This window comes from Pseudomonas sp. ArH3a, from assembly GCF_022648765.1.
Lineage (GTDB): Bacteria > Pseudomonadota > Gammaproteobacteria > Pseudomonadales > Pseudomonadaceae > Aquipseudomonas.
The window spans coordinates 2583040-2603700 of the sequence record NZ_CP080330.1; the positions used below are offsets into that span (position 1 = coordinate 2583040).

The 20661-nt window shown below is 56.2% G+C and carries 34 protein-coding genes and 1 pseudogene; 12 read left to right on the forward strand and 23 right to left on the reverse strand.

Annotation, left to right across the window (positions count from 1 at the left end; all coding sequences use genetic code 11):
• Positions 1–191: 191 nt before the first annotated feature.
• The 5 genes and pseudogenes from K0P33_RS11745 to K0P33_RS11765 all read right to left on the reverse strand — a co-directional run bounded on the left by K0P33_RS11745 (position 192) and on the right by K0P33_RS11765 (position 2250).
• The gene (locus K0P33_RS11745; RefSeq protein ID WP_094951226.1) at positions 192–815 is read right to left on the reverse strand and encodes an NUDIX hydrolase; all 624 of its coding nucleotides are present in this window, start codon (positions 813–815) and stop codon (positions 192–194) included.
• Positions 816–824: 9 nt separating this feature from the next.
• Positions 825–1010 (reverse strand): annotated as a pseudogene (locus K0P33_RS11750) (GNAT family N-acetyltransferase); the annotation flags it as partial.
• A gap of 138 nt (positions 1011–1148) precedes the next feature.
• On the reverse strand, positions 1149–1505 hold the full coding sequence (gene queD / locus K0P33_RS11755) for a 6-carboxytetrahydropterin synthase QueD (protein WP_003237990.1): 357 nt from the start codon (positions 1503–1505) through the stop codon (positions 1149–1151).
• Positions 1506–1568: 63 nt separating this feature from the next.
• The gene (locus K0P33_RS11760) at positions 1569–1781 is read right to left on the reverse strand and encodes an AlpA family transcriptional regulator (protein WP_094951227.1); all 213 of its coding nucleotides are present in this window, start codon (positions 1779–1781) and stop codon (positions 1569–1571) included.
• Between the two features lie 67 nt (positions 1782–1848).
• The gene (locus K0P33_RS11765; RefSeq protein ID WP_094952281.1) at positions 1849–2250 is read right to left on the reverse strand and encodes a hypothetical protein; all 402 of its coding nucleotides are present in this window, start codon (positions 2248–2250) and stop codon (positions 1849–1851) included.
• Positions 2251–2404: 154 nt separating this feature from the next.
• Here K0P33_RS11765 and K0P33_RS11770 point away from each other — a divergent pair, with 154 nt between their 5' ends.
• Positions 2405–2788: a hypothetical protein gene (locus tag K0P33_RS11770; protein WP_242155323.1), complete on the forward strand. Its 384-nt coding sequence runs from the start codon at positions 2405–2407 to the stop codon at positions 2786–2788.
• 8 nt (positions 2789–2796) lie between these two features.
• Here K0P33_RS11770 and K0P33_RS11775 read toward each other — a convergent pair whose 3' ends face one another.
• Together K0P33_RS11775 and K0P33_RS11780 are read right to left on the reverse strand one after the other, a co-directional pair.
• Positions 2797–3498, reverse strand: coding sequence for a hypothetical protein (locus tag K0P33_RS11775; protein ID WP_242155324.1), 702 nt, complete (start codon positions 3496–3498; stop codon positions 2797–2799).
• A 4-nt stretch (positions 3499–3502) separates the two neighbouring features.
• Positions 3503–3814, reverse strand: a complete 312-nt coding sequence (locus K0P33_RS11780) for a hypothetical protein (RefSeq protein WP_094953485.1) — start codon at positions 3812–3814, stop codon at positions 3503–3505.
• 82 nt (positions 3815–3896) lie between these two features.
• On the opposite strand from K0P33_RS11780, the gene K0P33_RS31410 reads away from it, so the two are divergent.
• From K0P33_RS31410 to K0P33_RS11795, 4 genes are all read left to right on the forward strand, one after another.
• Entirely contained in the window at positions 3897–4127 is a 231-nt protein-coding gene (locus tag K0P33_RS31410; RefSeq protein ID WP_094953486.1) for a hypothetical protein, read from the forward strand.
• Positions 4128–4275: 148 nt separating this feature from the next.
• Positions 4276–4656 (forward strand): hypothetical protein, encoded by a 381-nt coding sequence (locus K0P33_RS11785; RefSeq protein WP_242155326.1) that lies wholly within the window; start codon positions 4276–4278, stop codon positions 4654–4656.
• Positions 4657–4836: 180 nt separating this feature from the next.
• Entirely contained in the window at positions 4837–5694 is an 858-nt protein-coding gene (locus K0P33_RS11790) for a DNA/RNA non-specific endonuclease (RefSeq protein WP_242155328.1), read from the forward strand.
• A 132-nt stretch (positions 5695–5826) separates the two neighbouring features.
• On the forward strand, positions 5827–6282 hold the full coding sequence (locus tag K0P33_RS11795; protein WP_242155329.1) for a hypothetical protein: 456 nt from the start codon (positions 5827–5829) through the stop codon (positions 6280–6282).
• On the opposite strand, the gene K0P33_RS11800 is transcribed toward K0P33_RS11795, so the two are convergent.
• The gene (locus tag K0P33_RS11800) at positions 6273–7928 is read right to left on the reverse strand and encodes a DNA cytosine methyltransferase (RefSeq protein ID WP_242155330.1); all 1656 of its coding nucleotides are present in this window, start codon (positions 7926–7928) and stop codon (positions 6273–6275) included. The two genes, K0P33_RS11795 and K0P33_RS11800, sit on opposite strands and share 10 nt — an antisense overlap.
• A gap of 79 nt (positions 7929–8007) precedes the next feature.
• Between K0P33_RS11800 and K0P33_RS11805 the strand changes: the two genes are divergently transcribed.
• From K0P33_RS11805 to K0P33_RS11815, 3 genes are all read left to right on the forward strand, one after another.
• Positions 8008–8193, forward strand: coding sequence for a hypothetical protein (locus K0P33_RS11805; protein ID WP_242155331.1), 186 nt, complete (start codon positions 8008–8010; stop codon positions 8191–8193).
• A 68-nt stretch (positions 8194–8261) separates the two neighbouring features.
• Complete coding sequence (locus tag K0P33_RS11810) at positions 8262–8462, forward strand: hypothetical protein (protein WP_242155332.1); 201 nt, start codon at positions 8262–8264, stop codon at positions 8460–8462.
• Positions 8463–8539: 77 nt separating this feature from the next.
• Positions 8540–8752: a hypothetical protein gene (locus K0P33_RS11815; RefSeq protein ID WP_242155333.1), complete on the forward strand. Its 213-nt coding sequence runs from the start codon at positions 8540–8542 to the stop codon at positions 8750–8752.
• Between the two features lie 6 nt (positions 8753–8758).
• On the opposite strand, the gene K0P33_RS11820 is transcribed toward K0P33_RS11815, so the two are convergent.
• Positions 8759–9391, reverse strand: a complete 633-nt coding sequence (locus K0P33_RS11820; protein WP_242155334.1) for a hypothetical protein — start codon at positions 9389–9391, stop codon at positions 8759–8761.
• 158 nt (positions 9392–9549) lie between these two features.
• Here K0P33_RS11820 and K0P33_RS11825 point away from each other — a divergent pair, with 158 nt between their 5' ends.
• Complete coding sequence (locus K0P33_RS11825) at positions 9550–9729, forward strand: hypothetical protein (protein ID WP_242155335.1); 180 nt, start codon at positions 9550–9552, stop codon at positions 9727–9729.
• Positions 9730–9735: 6 nt separating this feature from the next.
• On the opposite strand, the gene K0P33_RS11830 is transcribed toward K0P33_RS11825, so the two are convergent.
• The 4 genes from K0P33_RS11830 to bet form a co-directional block, all read right to left on the reverse strand.
• The gene (locus K0P33_RS11830; RefSeq protein WP_242155336.1) at positions 9736–10065 is read right to left on the reverse strand and encodes a hypothetical protein; all 330 of its coding nucleotides are present in this window, start codon (positions 10063–10065) and stop codon (positions 9736–9738) included.
• Positions 10066–10947: 882 nt separating this feature from the next.
• Complete coding sequence (locus K0P33_RS11835) at positions 10948–11541, reverse strand: hypothetical protein (protein ID WP_242155338.1); 594 nt, start codon at positions 11539–11541, stop codon at positions 10948–10950.
• A complete protein-coding gene (locus tag K0P33_RS11840) occupies positions 11538–13166 on the reverse strand; it encodes a YqaJ viral recombinase family protein (RefSeq protein ID WP_242155340.1) in 1629 nt (542 codons plus the stop codon). The genes K0P33_RS11835 and K0P33_RS11840 overlap by 4 nt, the downstream gene beginning before the upstream one ends.
• Positions 13163–13969 carry a phage recombination protein Bet gene (gene bet / locus K0P33_RS11845; protein WP_242155342.1) on the reverse strand — a complete coding sequence of 269 codons (807 nt, stop codon included), beginning with the start codon at positions 13967–13969 and terminating at the stop codon, positions 13163–13165. Before bet ends, K0P33_RS11840 begins: the two co-directional genes overlap by 4 nt.
• 135 nt (positions 13970–14104) lie before the next feature.
• Between bet and ykgO the strand changes: the two genes are divergently transcribed.
• Entirely contained in the window at positions 14105–14260 is a 156-nt protein-coding gene (gene ykgO / locus K0P33_RS11850) for a type B 50S ribosomal protein L36 (protein WP_242155343.1), read from the forward strand.
• On the opposite strand, the gene K0P33_RS11855 is transcribed toward ykgO, so the two are convergent.
• The 3 genes from K0P33_RS11855 to K0P33_RS11865 are packed head-to-tail and all read right to left on the reverse strand — an operon-like array spanning position 14261 to position 15071.
• Positions 14261–14464 (reverse strand): hypothetical protein, encoded by a 204-nt coding sequence (locus tag K0P33_RS11855; RefSeq protein ID WP_128592145.1) that lies wholly within the window; start codon positions 14462–14464, stop codon positions 14261–14263. It abuts the gene before it with no gap.
• Positions 14461–14652 (reverse strand): hypothetical protein, encoded by a 192-nt coding sequence (locus K0P33_RS11860; protein WP_094953501.1) that lies wholly within the window; start codon positions 14650–14652, stop codon positions 14461–14463. Before K0P33_RS11860 ends, K0P33_RS11855 begins: the two co-directional genes overlap by 4 nt.
• Positions 14649–15071 carry a hypothetical protein gene (locus K0P33_RS11865; protein ID WP_242155344.1) on the reverse strand — a complete coding sequence of 141 codons (423 nt, stop codon included), beginning with the start codon at positions 15069–15071 and terminating at the stop codon, positions 14649–14651. Before K0P33_RS11865 ends, K0P33_RS11860 begins: the two co-directional genes overlap by 4 nt.
• Before the next feature lie 212 nt (positions 15072–15283).
• On the opposite strand from K0P33_RS11865, the gene K0P33_RS11870 reads away from it, so the two are divergent.
• The gene (locus K0P33_RS11870) at positions 15284–15697 is read left to right on the forward strand and encodes a hypothetical protein (RefSeq protein WP_242155345.1); all 414 of its coding nucleotides are present in this window, start codon (positions 15284–15286) and stop codon (positions 15695–15697) included.
• Between the two features lie 7 nt (positions 15698–15704).
• Here K0P33_RS11870 and K0P33_RS11875 read toward each other — a convergent pair whose 3' ends face one another.
• From K0P33_RS11875 to K0P33_RS11900, 6 genes are all read right to left on the reverse strand, one after another.
• The gene (locus K0P33_RS11875) at positions 15705–16088 is read right to left on the reverse strand and encodes a helix-turn-helix transcriptional regulator (protein WP_242155346.1); all 384 of its coding nucleotides are present in this window, start codon (positions 16086–16088) and stop codon (positions 15705–15707) included.
• A gap of 672 nt (positions 16089–16760) precedes the next feature.
• Positions 16761–17012, reverse strand: coding sequence for a DUF1654 domain-containing protein (locus tag K0P33_RS11880; protein ID WP_242155347.1), 252 nt, complete (start codon positions 17010–17012; stop codon positions 16761–16763).
• A 215-nt stretch (positions 17013–17227) separates the two neighbouring features.
• On the reverse strand, positions 17228–17695 hold the full coding sequence (locus K0P33_RS11885; RefSeq protein WP_154989912.1) for a hypothetical protein: 468 nt from the start codon (positions 17693–17695) through the stop codon (positions 17228–17230).
• A gap of 162 nt (positions 17696–17857) precedes the next feature.
• Entirely contained in the window at positions 17858–18184 is a 327-nt protein-coding gene (locus K0P33_RS11890) for a DUF2388 domain-containing protein (protein WP_242155348.1), read from the reverse strand.
• Between the two features lie 107 nt (positions 18185–18291).
• A complete protein-coding gene (locus K0P33_RS11895) occupies positions 18292–19056 on the reverse strand; it encodes a DUF1828 domain-containing protein (protein WP_181643616.1) in 765 nt (254 codons plus the stop codon).
• Positions 19053–19577 (reverse strand): hypothetical protein, encoded by a 525-nt coding sequence (locus tag K0P33_RS11900; RefSeq protein ID WP_242155353.1) that lies wholly within the window; start codon positions 19575–19577, stop codon positions 19053–19055. The genes K0P33_RS11895 and K0P33_RS11900 overlap by 4 nt, the downstream gene beginning before the upstream one ends.
• 29 nt (positions 19578–19606) lie before the next feature.
• Between K0P33_RS11900 and K0P33_RS31415 the strand changes: the two genes are divergently transcribed.
• Positions 19607–19819, forward strand: a complete 213-nt coding sequence (locus K0P33_RS31415; RefSeq protein ID WP_347341853.1) for a hypothetical protein — start codon at positions 19607–19609, stop codon at positions 19817–19819.
• 131 nt (positions 19820–19950) lie between these two features.
• Here the strand turns inward: K0P33_RS31415 and K0P33_RS11910 are convergent, their stop codons facing one another.
• The gene (locus K0P33_RS11910; RefSeq protein WP_242155355.1) at positions 19951–20607 is read right to left on the reverse strand and encodes an XRE family transcriptional regulator; all 657 of its coding nucleotides are present in this window, start codon (positions 20605–20607) and stop codon (positions 19951–19953) included.
• Positions 20608–20661: the final 54 nt, after the last annotated feature.

The window sequence follows — 20661 nt, forward strand, 5'->3', positions numbered from 1 at the left end:
GTGCCTTGCTCCCTGAATGAGTGACGCAGGCTTATTGCACCGCGCGTGCCAAATCAGCAGCAGTGGCGCACGCACGGTGGGCGTTGTGCACTGTGCACAGTATTTATAGCCAAACAGGGGTGAATGGCAGGAAGGGGTGGTCTTTGTGCCCAGTCGGGCACGAAAGCGGTGCGCCAGTGATACAAATTGGATCAGTCGAACAGCGTCTGGGTGGTCTCGCCGCGATGAAACGCAAACGCAGCCTGCAGATCACTTTCGATGGTGCGCCCACGGGACAGGGGCGGCAGCTCATCCAAAGCAAAAAAGCCCACGTCTGTGGTTTCGAATCCGGCCATCGGTGCCAGCTGATCCACGCGTTCACACAGGAAGTACAACTTGTAGAAGTCCCGCACATCCGGGCGGTACAAACCCTTGGCCTTGTGCGTGACGCTGTACAGCGCCCGCGCAGTAACGTTCAGCCCGGCTTCCTCGCGAATCTCCTTGACGATGTTTTGCGCCGCCGACAAACCAATATCGGCGTAGCCACCCGGCAGCGCCCAACAGCCATCGGTCAGCTCACGCACCAGCAGAATGCGCTCGCCCTCGATCACCGCGCCGCGCACATCGATCATGGGCGTCGAATAGCGCTTGGCGAAATCCGGCACCAGCCCGGTGATACGTTCCAGCGGCACATCCGCCAGTTGCGCCAGCATGCTATGGGCAATCTCGGCGATTTCCTCAAGGCGTTCGCGCTCAAAGGCGTCGGTGCAAAAATGCAGCCCCGTGGACGCCAATGCCTGCAGGCGCTTGGCCTGGGCCAGCCAGATAGTTTCCATGGGCTTCTCCTAGAGGCGTTTGGTCATGTACGCGCGGCGCAGGCCATGCTCTTGCGCGCGATGGGTTTCGACATAGCCGCGGCGGGTGTACAGCGTGATGTTTTCGGTCATGGTTTCATGGGTGTACAGGCGGATCGCTTCGTAGCCCGCGTCGATCGCCTGTTGCTGCGCAAAGCCCATCAACAGCCGCCCGAAATCAGGGGCGACGGCCCGGCAGTGGCGGGGCGTATTGAAGGGCGCATCCACGCGTGCTCGTTTTGGTGGGGAGCCACGACTGTAAGGTAGGCGGCCATAAAAAAACCACCGCAAGGGTGGTTTTTTTACCGCAGCGGCTTACTCGCCGCGATAAATGCAACCGCTGGTGCAGGTCTCATGGATGCGAATCGCGCTGAGTTCCGGCAGCAGAGGTTTCAGCTCAGTCCAGATCCATTTGGCCAGCACTTCGCTGGTCGGGTTTTCCAGGCCTGGGATGTCGTTGAGGTAGTTGTGGTCGAGGCGTTCATAGAGCGGCTTGAAAATCGCCTTGATCTCCGAGAAGTCGCGAATCCAGCCGGTATGGGGATCCAGGTCGCCGCTCAGGTGGATTGCCACCTTGAACGAATGCCCATGCAGGCGCCCGCATTTGTGGCCTTCCGGTACGTGGGGCAGGCGGTGGGCGGACTCGAAGGTAAACTCTTTGAAGATTTCCACGGTGTGACCTGTAGGGCTTGTGTTGCGTGGCTTTGGGAGTATTGTCAGTTGATGGTGTACTGATCAATGTACTGATTGGTCGTTGCTGGGCGCTGTTGAGGTCATCCATTCAGCGATTGCCGACTGGCGCCAAGCGACCGAATTGGGGCCTATTCTAACCTGTTTTGGGAATGTGCCCTCCCTGATCCGCCGATAAACCGTATTGCGGCCCAGGCCTGTGGTGTAAAGCACCTCGTCGAGGCGCAGGAAACGATCAATTTTCTCCGCTGCTGCCATGTTGATACTCCGTGCCGCGGGCGGCGTGAGTCAATGAGCCGCGCTGGGCGGCAGAAGGTGGGGTGGGTTACGCGGACCGACGTCCGCTCTCTTTCTGGCGCTCTACGTCGATCTGTTCGTAGAGGGCATCGATTCTTTTGCTTTTCCTGTCGATGGCCTGTGAGCGCTTGATGTGGCCTGACATGGCCTTGTCGTAAGGCTCGATTTGCTTTAGAAGCCGAAGTTTCTCTTCTGGGTCTTTCGACTCATTGAATCGGGCCGCAAGCCGATCGCGCGCCTTGAAATCCACACCATCCAGCGCCCGGTTTTCCTTTTGCATCTCGTCGAGAACTTCGGCGGATTGCCGTTCCCAGCGCAGATACAAAACGTCGCTTCGCTTGGGGCGGAAGAAGTGCTGGTTCCTGATCCAGGCAACCAGCTCATCCTTGGTCATTTCATCGAGAACATCTTTAGCCGCCGAGTTTTTCATGCGTGCATACCTCGCCCGCCGCTCACCGGCAGGCATTTATTGGGGGTTACATTTCGATAACAGTTCAGCAAGTGACAGCGCTGAAGTGTTTCGCCGAAAATTTGATAATCGGTCGCGCTGAGGTAGCCTAAGTATCTGAGCAGGCAGCTATTTATTGCTCGGCTATCTGGTCTGGCTACTCAATGAGGAGGTGTTTGCAGTGTTCAAGGGATACATCGTTGCAATGTTGGCCGTCGCCACATCAACATTGGTGGCAGCTGAGGAACTACCGCAAGGGCCGTTGCTTCAGCGCTTTGGTGATGCCATTAATGAGTTGCCCAAACCAGCATCGCCCCCGGAGGCAAAAGCTACTCCACGCGAACTGCACATCGAAGGCCTAGAGGCGCTCAATCACCCTGGCAGACCCGCCATGCGCGATATGGAAAAAACTGGCAATCCAAGCATCGACAACATGCATGCGCGTGATAGAGATGCCTGTAGAAGAGTTCAAGCGGCAGCATTAGGGCAGGGCAAAGGTTTGAGTTTGGTTTGTGAATAAGAGGGGGGCTACTGGGATAATGGTGTCACCCGCTTGAACTCGACCACCCAGACCCACGGGTTGGCGTTCCAGTTACCACCGACGGATGACCAGAGCAGTTCGAAAGACTTTCTAGGATCAGCGCTGTAGGTCTCGATCCCCTCGACGTGCCACCAGTCACCCAGTTCAGCATGATCGGTGTAGAGCCGCACACCCTCGGCCTTGGCCTGTTCTTCGCTGATGTCCTGCAACCGCTCGACGCGCACGTCGGTGATCTCCAGCAGGATGCGGCAGGCGGCACGTGGCATGTGAATGCTGGGTTTGTACTTCAGGCCGAAGTCTTTCCTTGCCTCGTCGCTGTGTGACCCAGGGCGGCAGTCAGCAGCGTAGGCGTAGCGCTGGAGCGGGCCGTCCGGGTCTGGGCGATGCTCAACACCGGTGCCGCGCAGATCAATGAAGGTCTCGCGCACCCAAAGCCGGTCGCCGGGCTGGCCGAAAGGACACTTGCACCCAGCCTCGCCATCGCGCCACCAGGCGCCAAAGATCTCTGGGCCGGCCTCTTGGTATCCCTGACGATTCGTTACAGCTACGTTGTACGACTCGGCAGTGATGGTGGCATCGACATCGGGCTGCGACTTCATTACCCGCCGCGTGACAGTCTTCCGGCCTTCCAGAATGGCGCGCACCATCGGCGCCGAGAACAGGATGGGGCGTTCTTTGATTGCGGTCATGGATTCACTCCGTACCCATCAGATAAGTGGGCTCAGTTGCTTCTGCCAGCCAGTCGCGGAGACAGCCGCATTCGGCGTGCGGCGGATCCTCATCAGTCCACTGCCGGTCGAGCATAGTTTCGCTGGTCAACTCGACGTCCCAGTCTGCGTAGTCGGCAGGGTCATCGCCGTTCATCTCTGCCAGCACACGCCGGGCTTCGTCTTCGCTGGTTGCCGCTACCCAGTCTTGATCGCCGACGCTGTAGCAGCGCAGATCAGGGCGTGCAGGTTGTGGACCGTTCAGTTCGAACTCAGCGCTTTGGTTTTCTGTGGTCATGACTTCGTCCTTGCAGCTATAGCGGCTAACAAACTAATAGAAGGGAGAGGTATGGTTGCCACCTCAGATAGGGAGGTGCGATGTGGTCGTACACGGAGTTGAATACAAGTTTTTTACCGCTTCACACGTTACAAAGGGGCATGACGGCTTGGGGATTGAGTGCTGGCGCGGCAACGATATGGTGTTTGAGATATTCAGGAATGACGAAACTCTGCGTTTTGAGGTAACCCTGTTCGAGCAGGATGTCCCTTTAGAGTTGCTTGAGTACGCCATCCCAACCGCTCGCGAAAGCTTGGGTGAGTTCGCGCCGTAGAACCTCTCCTTGCCGCTATAGCGGCTTACTTTGAAGGGGAAGGGGTTCAATTGTTTTTTGACTTAGAAACAGCTTGCCCCCGCTCAACCGTGCTTGGTAGTCGGGCGATGCGGACAGCTATATCAATCGGTAGAAAGGGCAGAGCCTTATGGAAAGCAACGTCTTGGAGTTTTTTAGGCGCTATCGGTACTTGTTGCTGTCGTTGATGGTGGCTGCTTCGTTTGTGAACGCTTTTGTGCGTTTTTCTGGGGATTGGCGTAATTTCTTTGGGGCGTTATTCGTGCATGGATGGTTCATCCAGGCAGTATTTGCTTACTTTCGAGGAGGCTGGGTCGGCATTGGACCGGGCGGATTACCCAAGGATGCGAATCCCATGGGCAGGGCAGCGTTAGCCTCAACGGCGTTCGCGTTTTACCTTTTGACGTTCACCTACGGTGGGCACAGTCGCGATGAATCTATCCATGAAAGAAGAGCTTCTGACTGGACGATGCCTACTCGAGAAGAGTTCAGGCGAGCGCCGGAGCAATAGCCAGCTCGTGTGAGCAAAGGTTGCTCACCTTGAGGTTTCCCTCGTTACCAGATCATGGGCATTCACAAACGCCAAAATGAAACGTTCATGTGTTTCAATACTGATGTCAGCCAGCGGAGGAACCGCTGTAGCTGATTTGCCATTTATCGATGTCATTGATTCACCCCAAGGAGATACACCATGCAAGGAAGTATGAAGTTGAAGCACCTAGCGTTTTTGTTGATCCCGCTTGTTGCGGCCTGTACTACAACCGATAGAACTCGGGAGTCTGGGGCCCAGGTAGAAGGCGCACCCCGTGCTCAGGCGGCCCAAGTACTTCAGTTCGATAACTGTTCGGTCGGATGCCCTACCGGCGGTAGCCCTTTGACGTTGAGCCGACAGGCGTACACGCTGAACAACAACGGCTCGACCAAGTTTGCGAACTGGGTTTCGTACAAGATCACGAAGGACACATCGGCGAGCGGCCGTCCGCGTACCTGGAAGACAGACCCGGATATTCCGGCCGGCGAAACTCTCGACCCGGTGGACTACAACGGCGCAAACGTCGCGCTCAAAGTGGACCGTGGCCACCAGGCGAACCTGGCCTCAATGGCAGGCGTTCCTGACTGGCAAACCCTCAACTACCTGTCGAACATCACTCCGCAAAAGGCTGAACTCAACCAAGGACCGTGGGCACGACTTGAGGATCAAGAACGCAACCTCAGCAAAGAGCCAAGCGTTGATCAGGTTTATGTCGCCACCGGCCCGCTTTATGAGCATTTTGTCGGGACGCTGCCAGGCACAAACAAAGTCCACACCATTCCCAGCGGGTACTGGAAAATCATCTTCATCGGCACCTCACCTGAAAACGGTGTATACGCCTCGTTTGTGATGAACCAAGAGACCCCGAAAGGCGCGAGCTTCTGTGACTACCAGGTGACTGTGAATCAAATCGAAGAGCGTTCAGGTCTTACCTTCTGGAGCAACTTGTCACAGCCTGTTCAAGCCTCACTGAAGTCAAAGCAAGGGCAGTTGCTCGCCCGGATTGGCTGCAAGTAATCGCATCAAACCCAACAACAGAGGCTACCGAAACCGGTAGCCTTTTTCTTTTCTGGCTCCATGCCGGGCCATGCCCGGGCGGTGGAGTGAGTTCAGTTTTCAAGCTATGGGCTGGCAGCAGCGCGAGCTGAGATGATCACAATCTTTAGGGCGAGATCCGCAGTGATGGAGAGAAGGACGGTAGGGATTATTTTGGCTGCTGGATTGGCACTACTCGTTGGAAAGGGTGTGCTCGATAGTAAAAACAACCCGAATCCAGCTAGTAGCCCGAGCTATGTAGCTGCCGAGACCAAGGCTGCACCTGCACCTGCCCCAGTAAGCCCGGCAGTTGAAGCTACGAAGGCAGAAGATTCAAAGTTCAGTTACGACCTTTCCAATGCCCACAGCAGTCGGAATCTCAGCAAAGCTGATCTCGCTTGGCATGCTTTAAATACCTACGGCTGGGACTGCTCAGAAGTTATCGCTGAGAAACAGCCACCCGCTGAAAAATACTCGGTGATTACTTGCTCCAGCGGATTGAAGCTGCGGGTCTACAGGCGAAGTGATGCACACCCCATCATCCGCAACATGAAAGGTGGTTATGAGTGAAGCTGCCTCAGAAGGCGCCGGCCGATCCAGCGAACTACGGTGACGGCCTTGCTGTTGCCGATCGCCTTGTAGCGGGGTCCGTCCGGGCATTCGCTGGCAGGCTTGTTGCGCCAGGGAATCAGCGTGTAATCGTCGGCCATGCCCTGGAGGCGTTCGCACTCCACGGGAGTTAACCGGCGAACTGAGCTGATAGAGGAAACAACATTGGGGCCCAGGGATGAGTCTGTGTTGTCGACTTGCTTTCCGTAGTTGCTGGTCAAGGTCTGGGCTACGTCGCGGCATGCGACTATCGGCTGCCCACGGCCTGTTCCGTCCTCACTCCCATCGAACCCTTCAGCTTTCAGCGTGTGCGTGACATCACCGGTGATACACACGGCCACCTGGCCCCCTGCGTTGGCGTGACTTCCCAAATGATTCATAGCGCGCAGGGTAGGGGCGATCTCTCCGGCGTCAGCGCCGTGATCCTTGCAGGAGAAAGCCAGCACCGCATTTTCCTGGCCGTCGTTCCTGCCCAGGGCAAAGGCGAGCTTGTCGCTGACACCGGGGTCTTGTGTTCCGTGCACCACCAGCAAGCCTGACTCGGCGTCCTGGTTTGTCGCGCTGCCAGCGGCCTTGCCGTTGGCGTTGAGTGTGCCTGCGATCAAGTGCCCTGCCTGGGCCTGGTTGTCATCAGCACCGCATGTGCCGACGCCGTTGGCGGTCAGGGCAGAAACTGGCTTGTCTTGGACAAAGAACGTCTCGCTGTCCAGGTCGTTGCGGCCCGCATGGTGGGTTAGGGTGCCGGACTTCTCGATAGAGCCTGACATGCGACCGGCGCCGAAGGCCGGGATACCGCCGAACATCGATACCGCTGGCCCGAAGTCGCCTTCGCAGCTCGGGCATCCATAGGCACCTAACTGCTCGGGGAAGACATACTCGCATCCTTCTCCGCACTGGAGCGCAGGGCCGAAAGGAGCTGTTCCGGTAACGTCCTGCCCCTGGCCCCGGCTCGGCGCAGTATCCCGGCGCACGCCTTCTCGCTCAAAAAGTACCTCGGTGGGATCGAACCCGTCTCGAGCACTTGCGACAACGAACACACGACGGCGTCGTTGGGCCAGGCCGAAATATTGGGCGTCCAGGACCCGCCACGCGATTGTTCTTTTGGGTCCATACACACAACCAGCGTCCTGCCATTTTTTCCCTGGAGGCTGCAGCTCGCAGTCTTCCCCAGCAAGCGCGCCAAGAAAGCATCCGAAGGCGTTCCCTTTGTCACTGAGGACGCCGGGGACGTTCTCCCAGACGATGACGCTGGCGGGCTTTCGCTGGCCGGCGCGAACATAGTCAACTGCATCTGCAAGCTCCACGTATTTGATGGTGAGGGCGCCGCGCGGGTCGGTGAGACCTTCGCGCATACCGGCAACCGAGAAGGCCTGGCATGGGGTGCCCCCGACCAGCACGTCGGGCGCCGGGATCTTGCCGGACAGCACCAGTGCGGCTAGCTTGGTCATGTCGCCGTGGTTCGGCACGTCGGGGTAGTGGTGGGCCAGCACCGCCGAGGGGAAAGGCTCAATCTCGGCGAACCACGCGGCGCGCATGCCCAGCGGGTGCCAGGCCTGGGTCGCGGATTCGATGCCGCTGCACACAGAGCCATAGGTCATATCGGGCATAGGGGATCCTCTCCGGCTGGCGTGATTTAGATTTTTGGGCTATTGATATTTGCTTAGCTCAACCTGGCAGGAGGCCGAAATGAGACAGCAAAGCGATATCGATGCACTAGCAGCAATCGAGGAAGACGCCCTGACGATGCTCAAGTGGATTGGTCTTCCAGATGACAAGCAGAAACTGGACATCGTCATTTGCTTGCGGCAGATAGTTGATCTGGCGACTTATAGAAAGGAGATCAGCGAGTATTCGGAGCCATTGGCGCGATAGTGCGTGACGGGTTTGATTCGTTTAAGTGGGTGGTATGCTTTGCTGCTTATCAAACAGGGACAGTGGTAATGGCCAGTAAAAAGCTTGAAGCGTTCCGCGAGTGGTTCACGCCGCGTAAGCGGTTATGGGCAGGGGTCGCTTTGCTTGTCACTGCGGCATTCGGGCCGCTTTTCTACCCAAGCATAAATGGCTATTGGGGTATCTTTATTGCTCCTGGGATCATATTTCTCTGCAATGCAAGGAATCCCGAAGCTCGCGATAAGCGCTGATAGCCTAGCCGTCTGGCGCTATTCAGCGATATGGGGTATTCGGGTGACCGGCATGGAACCGGATCAAGGAGATTTTGGTGAGTGATGACCGATATGAATCAGCCGTTCGCGAGCTCCGAATCGCGAAAGATGAAGCGGCTGTAGCTGCGGAAGACTTCTACGAGAAGAACTGGCCGTTCCAGACTGACGATATATCCGTTCAGTACGGGGAGCTGCAGTTCACGGCGGTTGTCATGCTCGCCGAGTTTGAACAATTCGCGCAGCAGGGCGGGACTAAGCGTTCACGTTGATGCTCCTCAAGGCGTGTTGCTTGTTCCGCAGTTCCGGCAGTCTTCCCGGTAGCGCTGTGCGTCGCTGATGAACCGGCCGCATCCATCGCAATTGAACATCATCATTTTGGGCCGCTTCGGCTTGACCAGCTTGATACCAGTGCCGCGCAGGGCGTGTTTGATATTTACGTCGTCGCGCTCAACAAGGCGTCGGGCGCGGGCATCAATGTAGGGCTTGGGCCAGACCACCGCACCTGATTGGCCGAGTTTACCGATCCAGTTGACGGTGCGAGCCCTCGGCACCACGACAGCCTTCGACAGGTCGCTTGTGAATACTCCGTCCTCACAAAGCCAAATCAGGTTGTTTCCGTTCCAGCACTGCGGCTTCTGGATGTAAAAAACCGCTGCGTCGTGGTGCTGCTCCAGCGCCTCGCTCAAGGTGACATTCTGGCAATCGACACCGACTCGCGCCCTGGCATCGACGTAGGCCTTGGGCCACGGGATGTCAGTGTCGCGGTGATCGCAAGCACCTTCTTTGGTGAACACCTGGGCCTTGTCCAAGTCGGTGACATATCCGGAGCCGCCAAAGCCCCAGAACGACAACCCGTCGCCGACGTAGGCGTGGCTGCGGCTGTCTTGAAGGTAGAATTGCTCGTCCATGGATTATCTCCAGTCAGGCGCCGCCCTCCGGTTACCGGATGCGACAAGTGGTAGGTTCAAATTTCAAAACTTGGAGTAGGCTATCGATTCAAACCTTATGAAAGGTATTGGCTATGATTCCTAGAACTCCAAGCAACAACGCAAAGATGGCTGTAGCCATGAAATGGTCGGTCGAAAATGCAAGTCAGTTTGTGGTTGAGATCGTCGCCAAGTCTGATCAGGCTGGGTACTGGCTTCATATCCACCAGGATATGCCGGGGAGCAAACCGCTAAAGCCCCGCTATCTTGGTGACAAGTGGGTGATCGAAACTGGCCCGATAAACTTTGACATGGAGTGAATTCGATCAACTTGGCTCGATGATCTCGTCGCCCGGGTCTTTCTGGATGGCGAGCAGGCTTTTATTGCGGAATTCCCGCGCCACGTTTTGCGATATCTCGATTTCGTGGCGCGGCGGATTCAGCAGTGGCTGGCACTTTGCGGAACCCAGCGCATGCAGGTGATGAATCATCAGCGTCATCGCTTCGCCCTGCTCAGTAATGCCTGACCACTCCATCAGATCGGCCAGGGCCTGCCGGGTGCCTGGGCGAACCCTGAGCCTCAATTCCTCTTCGGTATTCGCCACGCGCTTCCTGGCAGACTTGGCCGAGCGTTCTTTCTGCGATACTGCTGCCATGACTTACCTCTTGGAGGTTACGTGCCTGTCGTTTTAATACGCAAATACTTATCTATAATGCTGGGGGGCGTAACTTACAAGGAATAAAAAAATCCTCTAGTTCGTGTGTTTTTGCTGCTTGGCATAAAAGTCAAAAATAGCCCAAAGAGATACTGGCTTTAGTATCTCTTTGGATTCTATCGGTTAGACTTGGATGTTTAGCAGAAGCCAAACAGATTTGCTGTGAAAAGAACAGCTCCGTTCAAGTAAACAGTAGCCTTAAGACCTGTTGGTATAAAAGATCCGCATGTCTCAGCACAAACTTTTAGCTGTCCACTGACTGGGATTGTAATTGGCGATGTTAAACAGTAATCGCCATACACGGGAATGGTAAAACAGATTTGATTGGTTGCCTGATTGTAGCTAGCCCCAACACACACGGACATTCTTAGGGCTGTCACACCATCTAGTTTTGGACTTGGGGCGGTTTTTGCGCTGAACCCGACTGTGGAGTAATCGGGTACGTGTTCGTTAGAATCTGAGTTTTTATGTTCTTTGCAAGTGCAGTCGCTCATTGCAGTATCCTCATCCTGAGTTTTTGTTGGCGATTGCCAACAGAACTTAACTTAGCTAAAGGATTTAGAGTTCACAAGTTTTTGAGATATCAAATTGAGATTGTAGTTTTAGTTGTTCATATATTCGGCTATAAGGGCTTCTTATAGCGAATTGCTTCTTAGGTTTTTTATAAATTTAGTTTGCCTTCTATCAGTGTCGATACAAATGAAAACCACGACTTGAAAGCTCAGCTTTATCCTAAGGGCCATTTGCGGTTTCACCAGACGGCTTGTATTCGGCTGGCCTGCAGTGCGAGCCAGGTTTGAGGTTTACGTTGCTGGGTGCGGGCTATGCGGCGCATTTAGTTCGCCCCGGCTTCGCTTTTGGGTAGTCGATGCCGTGGGCGGCGATGATCCGCTCAAAGGCTTTTGACCCCATGGCCAGACTCCCAAGGCACTGGCGCCGGGTCAGGCCCAGCTCCAGGAATGCCCGGATTCGCTCAGCGTATTTCGCATCGCTGGCTTCATCCGCTCGCCTTGGCACCAGGTTTCGAGCGCCGCCATGGGCTGGAGCTTTGAACGTAATCCCGAACTCTTGGCCGATGGTGGAAACCGTGCGCCGGTCGATGCCGAGCTCTGCCGCTACATCCACCTTCGCGTGAGTTGGGGCAAGCTCGCGAATGCGCTCAACCATCTTCAGGCGTTTCTGGCTGCGAATGTCGAGCGGCCCCATCGGTAGCGGCGCCGACTCAACCCGGCGGCGAACAAAAGGCTTCGGCGCCGGCGGCATCTTGTTGCTGTAGGTGATGGGTTTGGGCTTGTAGCCGATTGGCGCCGCTTCTTCGATCTGGCCGCCGCTGGCCAGGAACTGGGCGACCTGGGCCGCCAGTTCATCCGAGGCCGGGCGCAGCGCCTCGACCAGGCTGAGGTGGTTGCTGATCATGCTGCCGCCTTGCCGAGTGTCACCCCGGCCATGCTGAAGTTTGCACCCTGCGCTGCGACCATCGCGTCGAGCGCTTCCCAGTTGACCAAAAGGACAGTGGTTGGCGCCTGACCGTATGCCACCGCTTTGATCAGTGCCTCGAAGTCCGTCACGTTGGCCTGCAGCACTACCTGCTCGACGGCGTGGCTCGTCACTGACTTTGTGGTGTGGCCGGTAGGTGCCGCTGTCTGGACCGGTGCAGCGCGGACAGAATCTTGTGTTGCCACTTTCTCTACGACCGGCTCTGGCTTGATGGCCCCCAGCCGTTGGGCTTCCTGCTCTTCGGCGATGCGCTTCGCGTCGGCCTTTGCCTGCTCCGCCTTCTGGTGTTCGGAGATTCGGAATTTGATCAGCGTCACTAGGTCATCGTTGGCTTTGGTGACCAGCTGCTGCACGTCGCTGAACAGGAAGGCATGATCAACGGCGAGCTCTGCCAGACTGGTCAGGTTCAAACGAATGCTGTCCGCTGCCTGACTTGCGTCAATCTTCGCCCGGGCCAGCTCGGTATCTACTGCGTCCTGGAGGCTGGCGATGGTGCGCTTGTTCTTCATGGCGCCGGCGAAGTCCGAAACGACATGAGGCAGTATGACTTTGCCAAGGGTCTTGTTGATTGCGGCGATGTGATCCGCCAGGGCGAGCTCGGCCTTTTGCTTGATAGTGGTCTTCACCAACAGCTCTTGAGCCTTCACCAGCTTGTCGACCTTCAGGCGAGTCTCGCGAGCATGGGCGCTGATGCGATCCAGCGACGAAAACAACTCGTCGATGCTTTGGGTCTGCGACAGGGCTTGTTTCTTGGCGACCGACACGGCGTCTTCGACATCACTGCACCACTTGACCGCCTTCTTCGCATCGGCGAAGTCTTGGTCCGTGGAAAGAGTGGTTTTCACCGAGTCGATGACGGCCAGCGCCGAGTCTTCAAACACTCTCAGATTGCTGGCGGTGACCATGCCTGTCAGCTCGATTCGTAGGGCTGGCAGCTCATCAGGTGCCTTGCCGACGACGATCGAAGGAGTGTCGGCCATCTCGAAGTTGGCCAGGTCTGCCTCGAACTGTTTCCAGCCTTCGATCAACTGGGCCGCGCGCCCGGCGACAGGCCGGTACTCCATATGCACGAAGTTCTCCGGCGTGCCATCCGAGCAAACGAAGATGACCCGCTCAGCGCCGCTGACCAGGAGTTGCTGCTCAAGCTGCCAGTAGTAGTGCGGAGCCAGGTCGCCAGCTTTCACCTGGGCCACCACCGACTCATTCCACAGCTTGTGCTCGAACAGCGTCTCGCCGAGCATTGTGGCGCCGTCCATGGAGGCCAGCAGGTTGCCCTCGGTAGCAACAATCGGATAAAGCTCTTCGCCGATCAGTGCTTCGGCCAGCGGGCGAGCCATGGCTTCGGTCGCGTGGCCTTTGTCGAAGATGAACTGCTGAGAAGGCGTGACATCGGGCGTGATGCCGGTCTTTTTGGCTGCGAGCAAGTCGGTCCGGGTTTGGTACTTCGAGGCGCCCATCATTGCTGGGGCTTCTGAGGCGGTGCGGAACTGGGCGCGGAGGGCAAGCCACTCGGCAGAGCCTTGAGCTACGTTGTGAATTTTCATGCTGCGTCTCCATCGAGGGCTTTGAGGTTGGTGATGGTTTCGATCTGGTCATCGCGCAATGAGTACTTGCTGATGACATTGGAAATGATGTGATCCGGACTAGTGCGACCGGCGTCGATCAGCGGCTGCCACTTTTCGATGTTTTCAGCCAGCAGTTCGTCGGGATAGGCAGGCTTGGCGTCCGGTTCTGGTGGGGCCTGGCGCGCCGGTGAAACATCTTTGGCCGCTTCCTCGAATGTTTTGCCTTCCATCTCGTCGGCCGTTGGCGCAGATCCGACTTCAGGGAATGCTTTGCGCAGGGCTTGGGCCTCGGCGCACTTGGCGAGCTGGGCAAATGCTCGACGCTTCCACATTGCGTTGGGTGCGGCGGTGTCCTTGCTCGATGTCGCGTAGTTCTCAAGCCAGCGCTCATTGGCCGTGTATTCGGCAACCAGGCCGTTGCTCATCTGCCGCTTGACTGTCACGCGACACCATTCGGGGTAGGTGACTTCAACGCCGCTCAGCTTTGCGGTTACTGGAGGGCCATATTCAGGCTCGCTGATTCCAGCGTATTGACCGGTGCGCGCCGCCTGGATGCGGTAAAGGCCGATGCCGGGCATCACCGTGTCCTGCATTTTTTTGGTCTTCGAGTTCCAGATCGGAACGATGTGCACCGGCTTCAACATTGGGTCCAGGTGCGCGGCCTGGCAGTAAGCCAACACCATCACTACAGAGTTCTTTTCTGCGCCGGGGTAGAGGCTGCTGCTCAGCACTTCGACGAGTGCGGCCTCCGACATCGCAGGCGTGTTGTCGTCCTGCTTCATTACTGCGGACATGGGGATTCCTTGCCGCGATGCTCGCAGCGATGAAAGGGGTGGGGGAAATAAAAGGTGGTAAACGTTCTTATTCGCATTTAAGATACGTAATAACATATCAATTCGACGCAAGGAGCCTCACCTATGAAAGTGCTGTCCTCACTCAAAGAAGCGAAAAATCGTCACCGCGACTGTCAGATCGTTATGCGCCGTGGCCGGATCTACGTGATCTGCAAATCCAATCCGAAATTCAAAGCGCGGCAGGGCAGTGCGAAAAACAATAACAAGGGCAAAGGCTGATCAGCACTGTTGTTGATCTTGTTGCTGAACCCGGTATCGCAGGACCTGGAGCACTCGACCGCCGTAGCCAGGTTCTGCGTATTGCTCAACCGGTGCCCCGAAGAAGCCGCGCCGTTCGGCAAGGCTGTAGGCCTCGCGCAGGTTGTGAGCGCTGATGTCCTCGAGCTGCTCATCGATCAGGGATTTAACTGGTGCGGTACTCATTGAATCTCCTTACGCCGCCGGCTGACATCCAGCAGGCGGGCGCTATACCAGTGGAATTCTTCTGCGTTGATGGCGCCCGAAGTGAAGTGGCGGACGATCAAGCCTTCAGTGAGGGTTTCGTCGATTAAGGGCTTGTCTGGATCTTCAAGAGCAAACAGCGCTTTATCGATCTCAACGTACGGGCTCACAGTTCGCTGTCCTCGGCTTGGGCGATCAGAGCGTCATCAGCCAGAGGCTGAAGTAGTCGTTCGGCAATCTCGCCGAGCTTCCCAAGTGGGTGGTCGCTCCGTCCGAGTAGCTCCAGTGCTTCCGATTTCACCCTTGAACCTGCCACCCCTGCGATCAGTAAGTAGCCCAGGGCTGGAGCGTCGACGCCGCAGTCGGCAAGTAGGTTGATGGCGTACTCATCGACAGCCAGTGCGAACTGGTAGGCCGTGACGCCTTGCGGGGGGTGCAAGTGGCGCTTGAACATCATGCTGCCACCTCTGGCCAGCTCTTCGGCTGCGTTGTACAGCCATTCCGTGCGGGCTAATTGCTGTGACATTTCGCTCACCGGAGGCGGCAGTTGTTCGTCGTGCTCAAACTGAGCCTTGCGTAGTGCTGACATGGTCGCCTCCAAAGTGGCGGGTTGTTCACCTGTATTCGTCAACTCTCATGCCTCCCGCTGGTTGCCGATGGGCGCGGGTGGAGTGCTGACGTAATAGAGGTGGGGAAGGGGGGGGGGGGCAGGGCTTTCCCAGCTGCCTTGGCTCTGGTTTTTTAGCCCGTAGCGCTGAAGGCTGGTAGCATCGACACTCCTCTTCGGAGCAGGGACTTGCTATGCATCAGGTTGTTGAAAGGGCGTTAAACGTGATCGCAGCAGAGAGCAGCGAGCCCGAATACACTGAGGCGTTCGGGGCTGTCCATGCAGTAGTGGTTGAGTTTGGGGAGGAAAATTTGGCTGATCGGCTTTTTGCCGATATTCCCGATTCGATCCCTTTCATGCAGGTGGCCCGGCTCTTCGACTTTCTTGCCTGGCAGACTAATGACAACGGCTCAGCGATGACTCGAACCGTCGAGCGCTGGCTTGTTGAAGGCACAGATCTACGCAAGATTCAGATCGCTCTCAACCTCGATGTGTACCCGTTTCCGGACGAGCATGAGATGTACCGCGTTCTGTCTGATGTGGCTGTATCCCTCCCGGAGATGGCTGATACATGCCAGCAGCTATTAAGCTCTCGGCAAAACCGGTAGCATCAGTTCATACAGTCAATTCAGCGCACTCAGCCCGGCGCACCATCCGCACCTGAGCTATCCGCCTTTCCGGCGCCCGGCGATCACGACGCAGCGAGTCGTCACTGATCATCGAGTGCATGGCGATCAGCGCCGCCAGCACAAAGCACACCGGCGTGATGATCTGGCGCTTCATGGCCTCGGCCACCAAAGCAGTGCGCTTCGTCACGCCCAGTTTGTACATTGCATTGGTCAGGCGTTTCTTGACGGTGCCGGCTTCGATGCCTGCTTCCCGGGCGATCTCTTTCGAAGTAAATCCCTGGGCAATCCAAAGCAGAAACTGAAGCTCTCGCGGCGCAAGGCCACGTCCGAGGTGACCCTTCCATGAACCGTTGATGATTGTTGCTTCCATCGTGGTGACCCTCGGTTGGTTTCCCGTTAGTCCCTGCTGCCAAGGACTATCGGTGAAACCCCCGACCTCGCTACTGGCGTCAGGCCGGGGTTGTTGCGTCAGCGGTGTGGCCCGTTGCCCGCTGCTGATTACAGGGCAGGCCGGTCGTCTTCGGTGTGGGCTTCGAGCTTCCTACTCACAGCGTCAAACAGCATCTGTTCGCCATGGATCACAGGTCCTTACAACATGCACGCTACAGCTCTGAATGCCCTGGCTGAGTGGGGCAGGGTGCATGAGGTCCGGCGTTCCCAGCCGAGGCTATCGGGACCGCTAATTCTGTTCAGTTGAGCCTCCCTTCTACCGCTGGGATTCGCGGGGCGCATTGCTTTCCGGGTCATTCGCACGGTTCGAGCGTTTCGCTCTCGATCAGCCGTACAGGGTGTTCCTGTCGTGGGCGGGCTATCTGACCCGTCTGATCGCCGGTCGCCGGTAGAGGCAATGCGGTCTGTTGGTATTTCTGTATTGCGCTGACTGTTAAAGAGCGGCGCAGCTCTCGCTGCTCGCCGGCGGTGTGCGTTGCTGGCTTGAGTTGAATTTAAGCAAGCTGAAATTAAAGTGTCAAGCATGCTGAAATAAATAATTCAGAATGCTGAAATTTAAGTCGTTAAAAAACCCGCTCTTTGGCGGGCTCCTTTATGCGTCGCAGTACTCGCGCCAACTGATCCTGACGGCTCCGTCTTCCAGATGCTCGACCCTTATCCCGGCGGTATCGCCAATGTCTTGGATGACCTGGTGCCAGGCTTCAGGGCTTTCATCCTCGCGCCTGGAAACCTCAACCAATTGAATTCTCTGCACTCTGGGGGAGGCAATTATGCGTTGCAGGCGGCGGCCAACAAGCTCGTAGGAATTTCGTGGTTTTGATACGGAGTAGGGTGTCTGATTCATGCTTCGCTCCTTGCGAACACTGTATGCATCAACAGTATTGGTGCTGACATATCTTGGCAAGAGGGTGGTAGGAAGTTTCATGCACAAATGCATATTTCATGCTAAATGCATTCCGTTAGGCATGAAAAGGCCCGCGTTTGGCGGGCTTGAAATTGATGTCAAAGGCTTGCGTCAGGTGGGATGACACTCATGGGTTGAATTCGTGGCTTTGTTTGTCACAACGAGTAGTAGCATGCGGCGAAATGCGTAGCCCTGAGAGGCCCTGGTAAATGTCCGCTCCCGTCTCCAGCAAGTGCTAACACCTGAGCCTGTAGCTCATTAAGACCTACGGGACTCATGCCGCGATTTTTCATGCTTTTGATAGCGAAACAATCTGCTGCACTCTCGTTCCCCCCGACGTTGTGATGCGCGCATTCATGGCCCCACCAAAAAAGTTGCATCAGCGGTGAATAACTATTCATGACTATAGGATTAAACACAACTCTTGGCGGCGTCGCTCCGGTAAATGCCATACCGACGTCAGCGAGAGATGTGTCGAAGCTAAAATCCACGGGGGTTCCGGCGTAGTTAGCGCAGGTAAGCGGCATACCTGCTAAATAGAGAACATAATCCGCGCGCGCCGGAACAGTTAATACTAAGGACGCACCAATAGATGCACAGAAAAGCCGGGTCAATACCTTCATTTTCCTTTCCTCAGTTAATGAGCAATGCCTGCAGTTGTGAGCGTAGGTGAAATGAAAAAATTGTCACGCGTCCTAGAGGCCATCTTTGCGCACCGCTGAGCTCGTCGTAGACTTCGTCGGAGTTGTCAATCCAAGTAGATATGGAAATTCCCAGCCAATCTCTCAGTAGGATGTCGCGATCGACCGGGCCAGTTGCGTATCTGACATCAGCGGCGGTGCGCTGGTCGAGCGGTAGTACCTGGAGGCTTGCTCAAACTGGGCGCCGCGAATCTCTCCATCAGAACCAATGAACGCCAGGGCGTCCGTCTTGGCTGACTTGAAAACCTTCGGCGGCTCGGTCGTGAGGGATGTGGTCGCCCCAATTAAAATGGTTGGCGCGGAAATTGTGAGAAATATCGCGGCAGCGATAGGGTTGGCGCCATCACCTGATACGGCCTGCGTGCTGACCGATGCCAATACGGCGATCGCCAGTGTCTTCCATGAGTCCATTCTTCGTTGCTTCCATTGCGATCAGAGGGCGCCACCATAGAAGAGCAGGGCGCTTGCCAGAAACAAGAAGCCCGGCGCTGGGCCGGGCTTCTGCATCTAAAACTTGATCAGGCGGCCTGTAGCGCTGCGTAGAGCTTCTCGCTATTTCCCTCGAAGACCACAATCGATGCGGTTTCGGCTAAAGCAACCATGGCTTGCTGAGTGGACTCATCTTCGCCACGCTCCAGGATAACGGTGCGCTTGGTATTGTCGCCAGAATTTTTCAGATCGCCCATCTTGCCGACGGCTCCATAGATACTTGCCCAGTTTGGTTTTCCAGCAGATCCGGCGGAGATAGTTTGGATGACCATCTGATTTGCGGTTCCTGGGTTTAGCACAAAAGGAAAGGAAAGCTGATGTCCGCTAGCCCCTGCCAAAATAAAATCTCGTCGTAAGCGGTCTTTATAAATGCGCGACAAGATGGATCCGACCTTCCGCTGGAATTTGGGCGTTTGAATTACGAGCAAATCGCTGCAGGCGTCACCGATTCTGGAGGCGGCCTCAATGAATCTAGCTATCTGAAAACCTGCCTCGCCCTCAGGGCAGACAGTGTGAAGCTCGCCATTATCAGATAAGGACATTCCACTCAGCTTGGCGATATCTCCGAATTTCTTGGAGCGCCTTTGGTCTGGGGCTATCCCATGAGTCATAGCAGTGAACAAAATGTCGGAATTATCACTTATGCGAACTAGTCCGCGCCCAATATCCTGAACGAACGCGCCTATAGCCATGCCGTCGAAGGAAAGCTTGAGAGGGGATTGAATGTAGGCCAGTCCATCGTTGATATGACGGCAACGAAAGCCCAGCTGCCTGCTGATGTCTGCACAGTTCATAGTAAGTCCATTTGCCCGCTTTCTGATTGCGGCTGTCGCGGCGGCAACGTAAAAGGTGGCGCCCCTGAAATATTGGCACGCTCTAGGAAGATACGCCATAACGCCTGAATGTCGGTCCGATCAATGGGCTCTGCGTATCCTGAAGATCCTTCAGGGACTGGCACGTGCACATGAGGATGGTCCGCATTTTTCCCATAATGCGGCATGCCCTTTCCGATAGTGTTGACGTGTTCGCTTGGACCATTTTCGTCAAGGGCCAGCAGCCTGGCGCCACCAGCAACAAAGGTCATTGATACCTTATCCGGCACTCCGTGGAAGTCACTGTACTTATGGAAAATATCTAGGAAGTAGCCCTCTTGGACGACATCTTTAATCGATATAGGGATGCGACACTTGTGGGACGCTGGAAACCCTTTCCCGCCCTGGGACTTCCAGATAATGGTCTTGGCTCCAGCCCAGGATTTTGGGACGGAAATTGCCGCCATGGCATCTGTGTACGGAATCTTGCCGGCTTGCGCCATTCCCTGCTCCTATAATTCACGAGCCTCAAATGAGCGCGCTTCCTTTTTTTGGTTCAGTTGAAACCACTATGTCACCCGGCGGAGCGCACGAAGCCTACCTAGGCGTCGATCGCACATTCCTTCCCGCCTGCACCTCATCCATGCACACCATAGAAGTGATTCAGCGCTACCAGCTCAACCGCAGCCACGATGGTGCAGAGTACAACGAAGCCAGGACTGAAAACCCGCTTGCGGTTGGATGAGCTGCCGTCCGGCCAAACGCCAGCTTCGGTTGTGAAAACCACCATGAGCGCCAGCAGGGCACAGGTCCACACCTTGCTCCAGAAGCTTTGCTCTCGCCAAGAGGTTGATGGCTTTCCAAGGGCGGATGGCATCAGTAAAACTTCTGCAGCGCCTGCACAACCACGCCCACGATCCGGCAGTTCTCGTCGACGGCCTCGATGGGGTAGCTTGGATTCAGCGGCTTCAGGAACAGCCGGCCGCCGTCGCTCACCAGCTTCTTGAATGTGGCTTCATTGCTGTCCGGTAGCTTGGCCACGACCAGCTTACCTGGTGCAGCCTCAGCCTCTGTGTCCACAAGGATCAGCGTGCCTTCGGTGATGCTCTGGCCAGCGGGCGCTGTCATCGAGTCACCTTTGACTGTCAGCCAGAACGCCGGGCCCTTGGAGTCGTACTCCGAAAACTCGTAGGTGTCCGAGATTCCAGCCGGGTAGGGCTCCACTGCTTCCGCCCAGGCGCCGGCGGCAACCCAGCTCACAACCGGGTACCGGAATGATTTTGTTGGCTGGGCAGCTGGGGAAATGTTCGATTCAGAAGCCTCCCGCTCATCACCCTCGCCAATGGCCAGCCACTCAGCTCGGAAGCCGGTCGCTTTCGCCAGGGCGTAAAGGTTCTCCGGCCTGAGGCTTTTGCTCTCACCGGTAATCCATTGAGTGACGGCCGAATTAGCAACGCCGCAAAGCGATGCAATTTCCCCTTTCTTTTTACCGCTGACCTGTATGGCGCGGGCGATGCGTTCGTGTCTTTCCATGGACTCAATATTAAGTTAACTGAATTTAAGCATGCAGTAGGTGTAAAACACCGT

Excerpts from the sequence above, each read along its gene's own strand:
- K0P33_RS11840 (WP_242155340.1), bottom strand. The coding sequence starts at position 13,166 with ATGAAAATTCACAACGTAGCTCAAGGCTCTGCCGAGTGGCTTGCCCTC.
- K0P33_RS11760 (WP_094951227.1), bottom strand. The coding sequence starts at position 1,781 with ATGGCAGCAGCGGAGAAAATTGATCGTTTCCTGCGCCTCGACGAGGTG.
- K0P33_RS11800 (WP_242155330.1), bottom strand. The coding sequence starts at position 7,928 with ATGCCCGATATGACCTATGGCTCTGTGTGCAGCGGCATCGAATCCGCG.
- K0P33_RS11780 (WP_094953485.1), bottom strand. The coding sequence starts at position 3,814 with ATGACCACAGAAAACCAAAGCGCTGAGTTCGAACTGAACGGTCCACAA.
- K0P33_RS11875 (WP_242155346.1), bottom strand. The coding sequence starts at position 16,088 with ATGGAAGCAACAATCATCAACGGTTCATGGAAGGGTCACCTCGGACGT.
- K0P33_RS11790 (WP_242155328.1), top strand. The coding sequence starts at position 4,837 with ATGCAAGGAAGTATGAAGTTGAAGCACCTAGCGTTTTTGTTGATCCCG.
- K0P33_RS11900 (WP_242155353.1), bottom strand. The coding sequence starts at position 19,577 with ATGGCGCAAGCCGGCAAGATTCCGTACACAGATGCCATGGCGGCAATT.
- K0P33_RS11895 (WP_181643616.1), bottom strand. The coding sequence starts at position 19,056 with ATGAACTGTGCAGACATCAGCAGGCAGCTGGGCTTTCGTTGCCGTCAT.
- K0P33_RS11765 (WP_094952281.1), bottom strand. The coding sequence starts at position 2,250 with ATGAAAAACTCGGCGGCTAAAGATGTTCTCGATGAAATGACCAAGGAT.
- K0P33_RS11775 (WP_242155324.1), bottom strand. The coding sequence starts at position 3,498 with ATGACCGCAATCAAAGAACGCCCCATCCTGTTCTCGGCGCCGATGGTG.
- K0P33_RS11880 (WP_242155347.1), bottom strand. The coding sequence starts at position 17,012 with ATGAATCAGACACCCTACTCCGTATCAAAACCACGAAATTCCTACGAG.
- K0P33_RS11855 (WP_128592145.1), bottom strand. The coding sequence starts at position 14,464 with ATGAGTACCGCACCAGTTAAATCCCTGATCGATGAGCAGCTCGAGGAC.
- K0P33_RS11885 (WP_154989912.1), bottom strand. The coding sequence starts at position 17,695 with ATGAAGGTATTGACCCGGCTTTTCTGTGCATCTATTGGTGCGTCCTTA.
- K0P33_RS11810 (WP_242155332.1), top strand. The coding sequence starts at position 8,262 with ATGGCCAGTAAAAAGCTTGAAGCGTTCCGCGAGTGGTTCACGCCGCGT.
- K0P33_RS11785 (WP_242155326.1), top strand. The coding sequence starts at position 4,276 with ATGGAAAGCAACGTCTTGGAGTTTTTTAGGCGCTATCGGTACTTGTTG.
- K0P33_RS11890 (WP_242155348.1), bottom strand. The coding sequence starts at position 18,184 with ATGGACTCATGGAAGACACTGGCGATCGCCGTATTGGCATCGGTCAGC.
- K0P33_RS11830 (WP_242155336.1), bottom strand. The coding sequence starts at position 10,065 with ATGGCAGCAGTATCGCAGAAAGAACGCTCGGCCAAGTCTGCCAGGAAG.
- K0P33_RS11795 (WP_242155329.1), top strand. The coding sequence starts at position 5,827 with ATGATCACAATCTTTAGGGCGAGATCCGCAGTGATGGAGAGAAGGACG.
- K0P33_RS31415 (WP_347341853.1), top strand. The coding sequence starts at position 19,607 with ATGAGCGCGCTTCCTTTTTTTGGTTCAGTTGAAACCACTATGTCACCC.
- K0P33_RS11745 (WP_094951226.1), bottom strand. The coding sequence starts at position 815 with ATGGAAACTATCTGGCTGGCCCAGGCCAAGCGCCTGCAGGCATTGGCG.
- K0P33_RS11835 (WP_242155338.1), bottom strand. The coding sequence starts at position 11,541 with ATGATCAGCAACCACCTCAGCCTGGTCGAGGCGCTGCGCCCGGCCTCG.
- K0P33_RS11870 (WP_242155345.1), top strand. The coding sequence starts at position 15,284 with ATGCATCAGGTTGTTGAAAGGGCGTTAAACGTGATCGCAGCAGAGAGC.
- K0P33_RS11910 (WP_242155355.1), bottom strand. The coding sequence starts at position 20,607 with ATGGAAAGACACGAACGCATCGCCCGCGCCATACAGGTCAGCGGTAAA.
- K0P33_RS11825 (WP_242155335.1), top strand. The coding sequence starts at position 9,550 with ATGAAATGGTCGGTCGAAAATGCAAGTCAGTTTGTGGTTGAGATCGTC.
- K0P33_RS11865 (WP_242155344.1), bottom strand. The coding sequence starts at position 15,071 with ATGTCAGCACTACGCAAGGCTCAGTTTGAGCACGACGAACAACTGCCG.
- bet (WP_242155342.1), bottom strand. The coding sequence starts at position 13,969 with ATGAAGCAGGACGACAACACGCCTGCGATGTCGGAGGCCGCACTCGTC.
- ykgO (WP_242155343.1), top strand. The coding sequence starts at position 14,105 with ATGAAAGTGCTGTCCTCACTCAAAGAAGCGAAAAATCGTCACCGCGAC.
- K0P33_RS11820 (WP_242155334.1), bottom strand. The coding sequence starts at position 9,391 with ATGGACGAGCAATTCTACCTTCAAGACAGCCGCAGCCACGCCTACGTC.
- K0P33_RS11805 (WP_242155331.1), top strand. The coding sequence starts at position 8,008 with ATGAGACAGCAAAGCGATATCGATGCACTAGCAGCAATCGAGGAAGAC.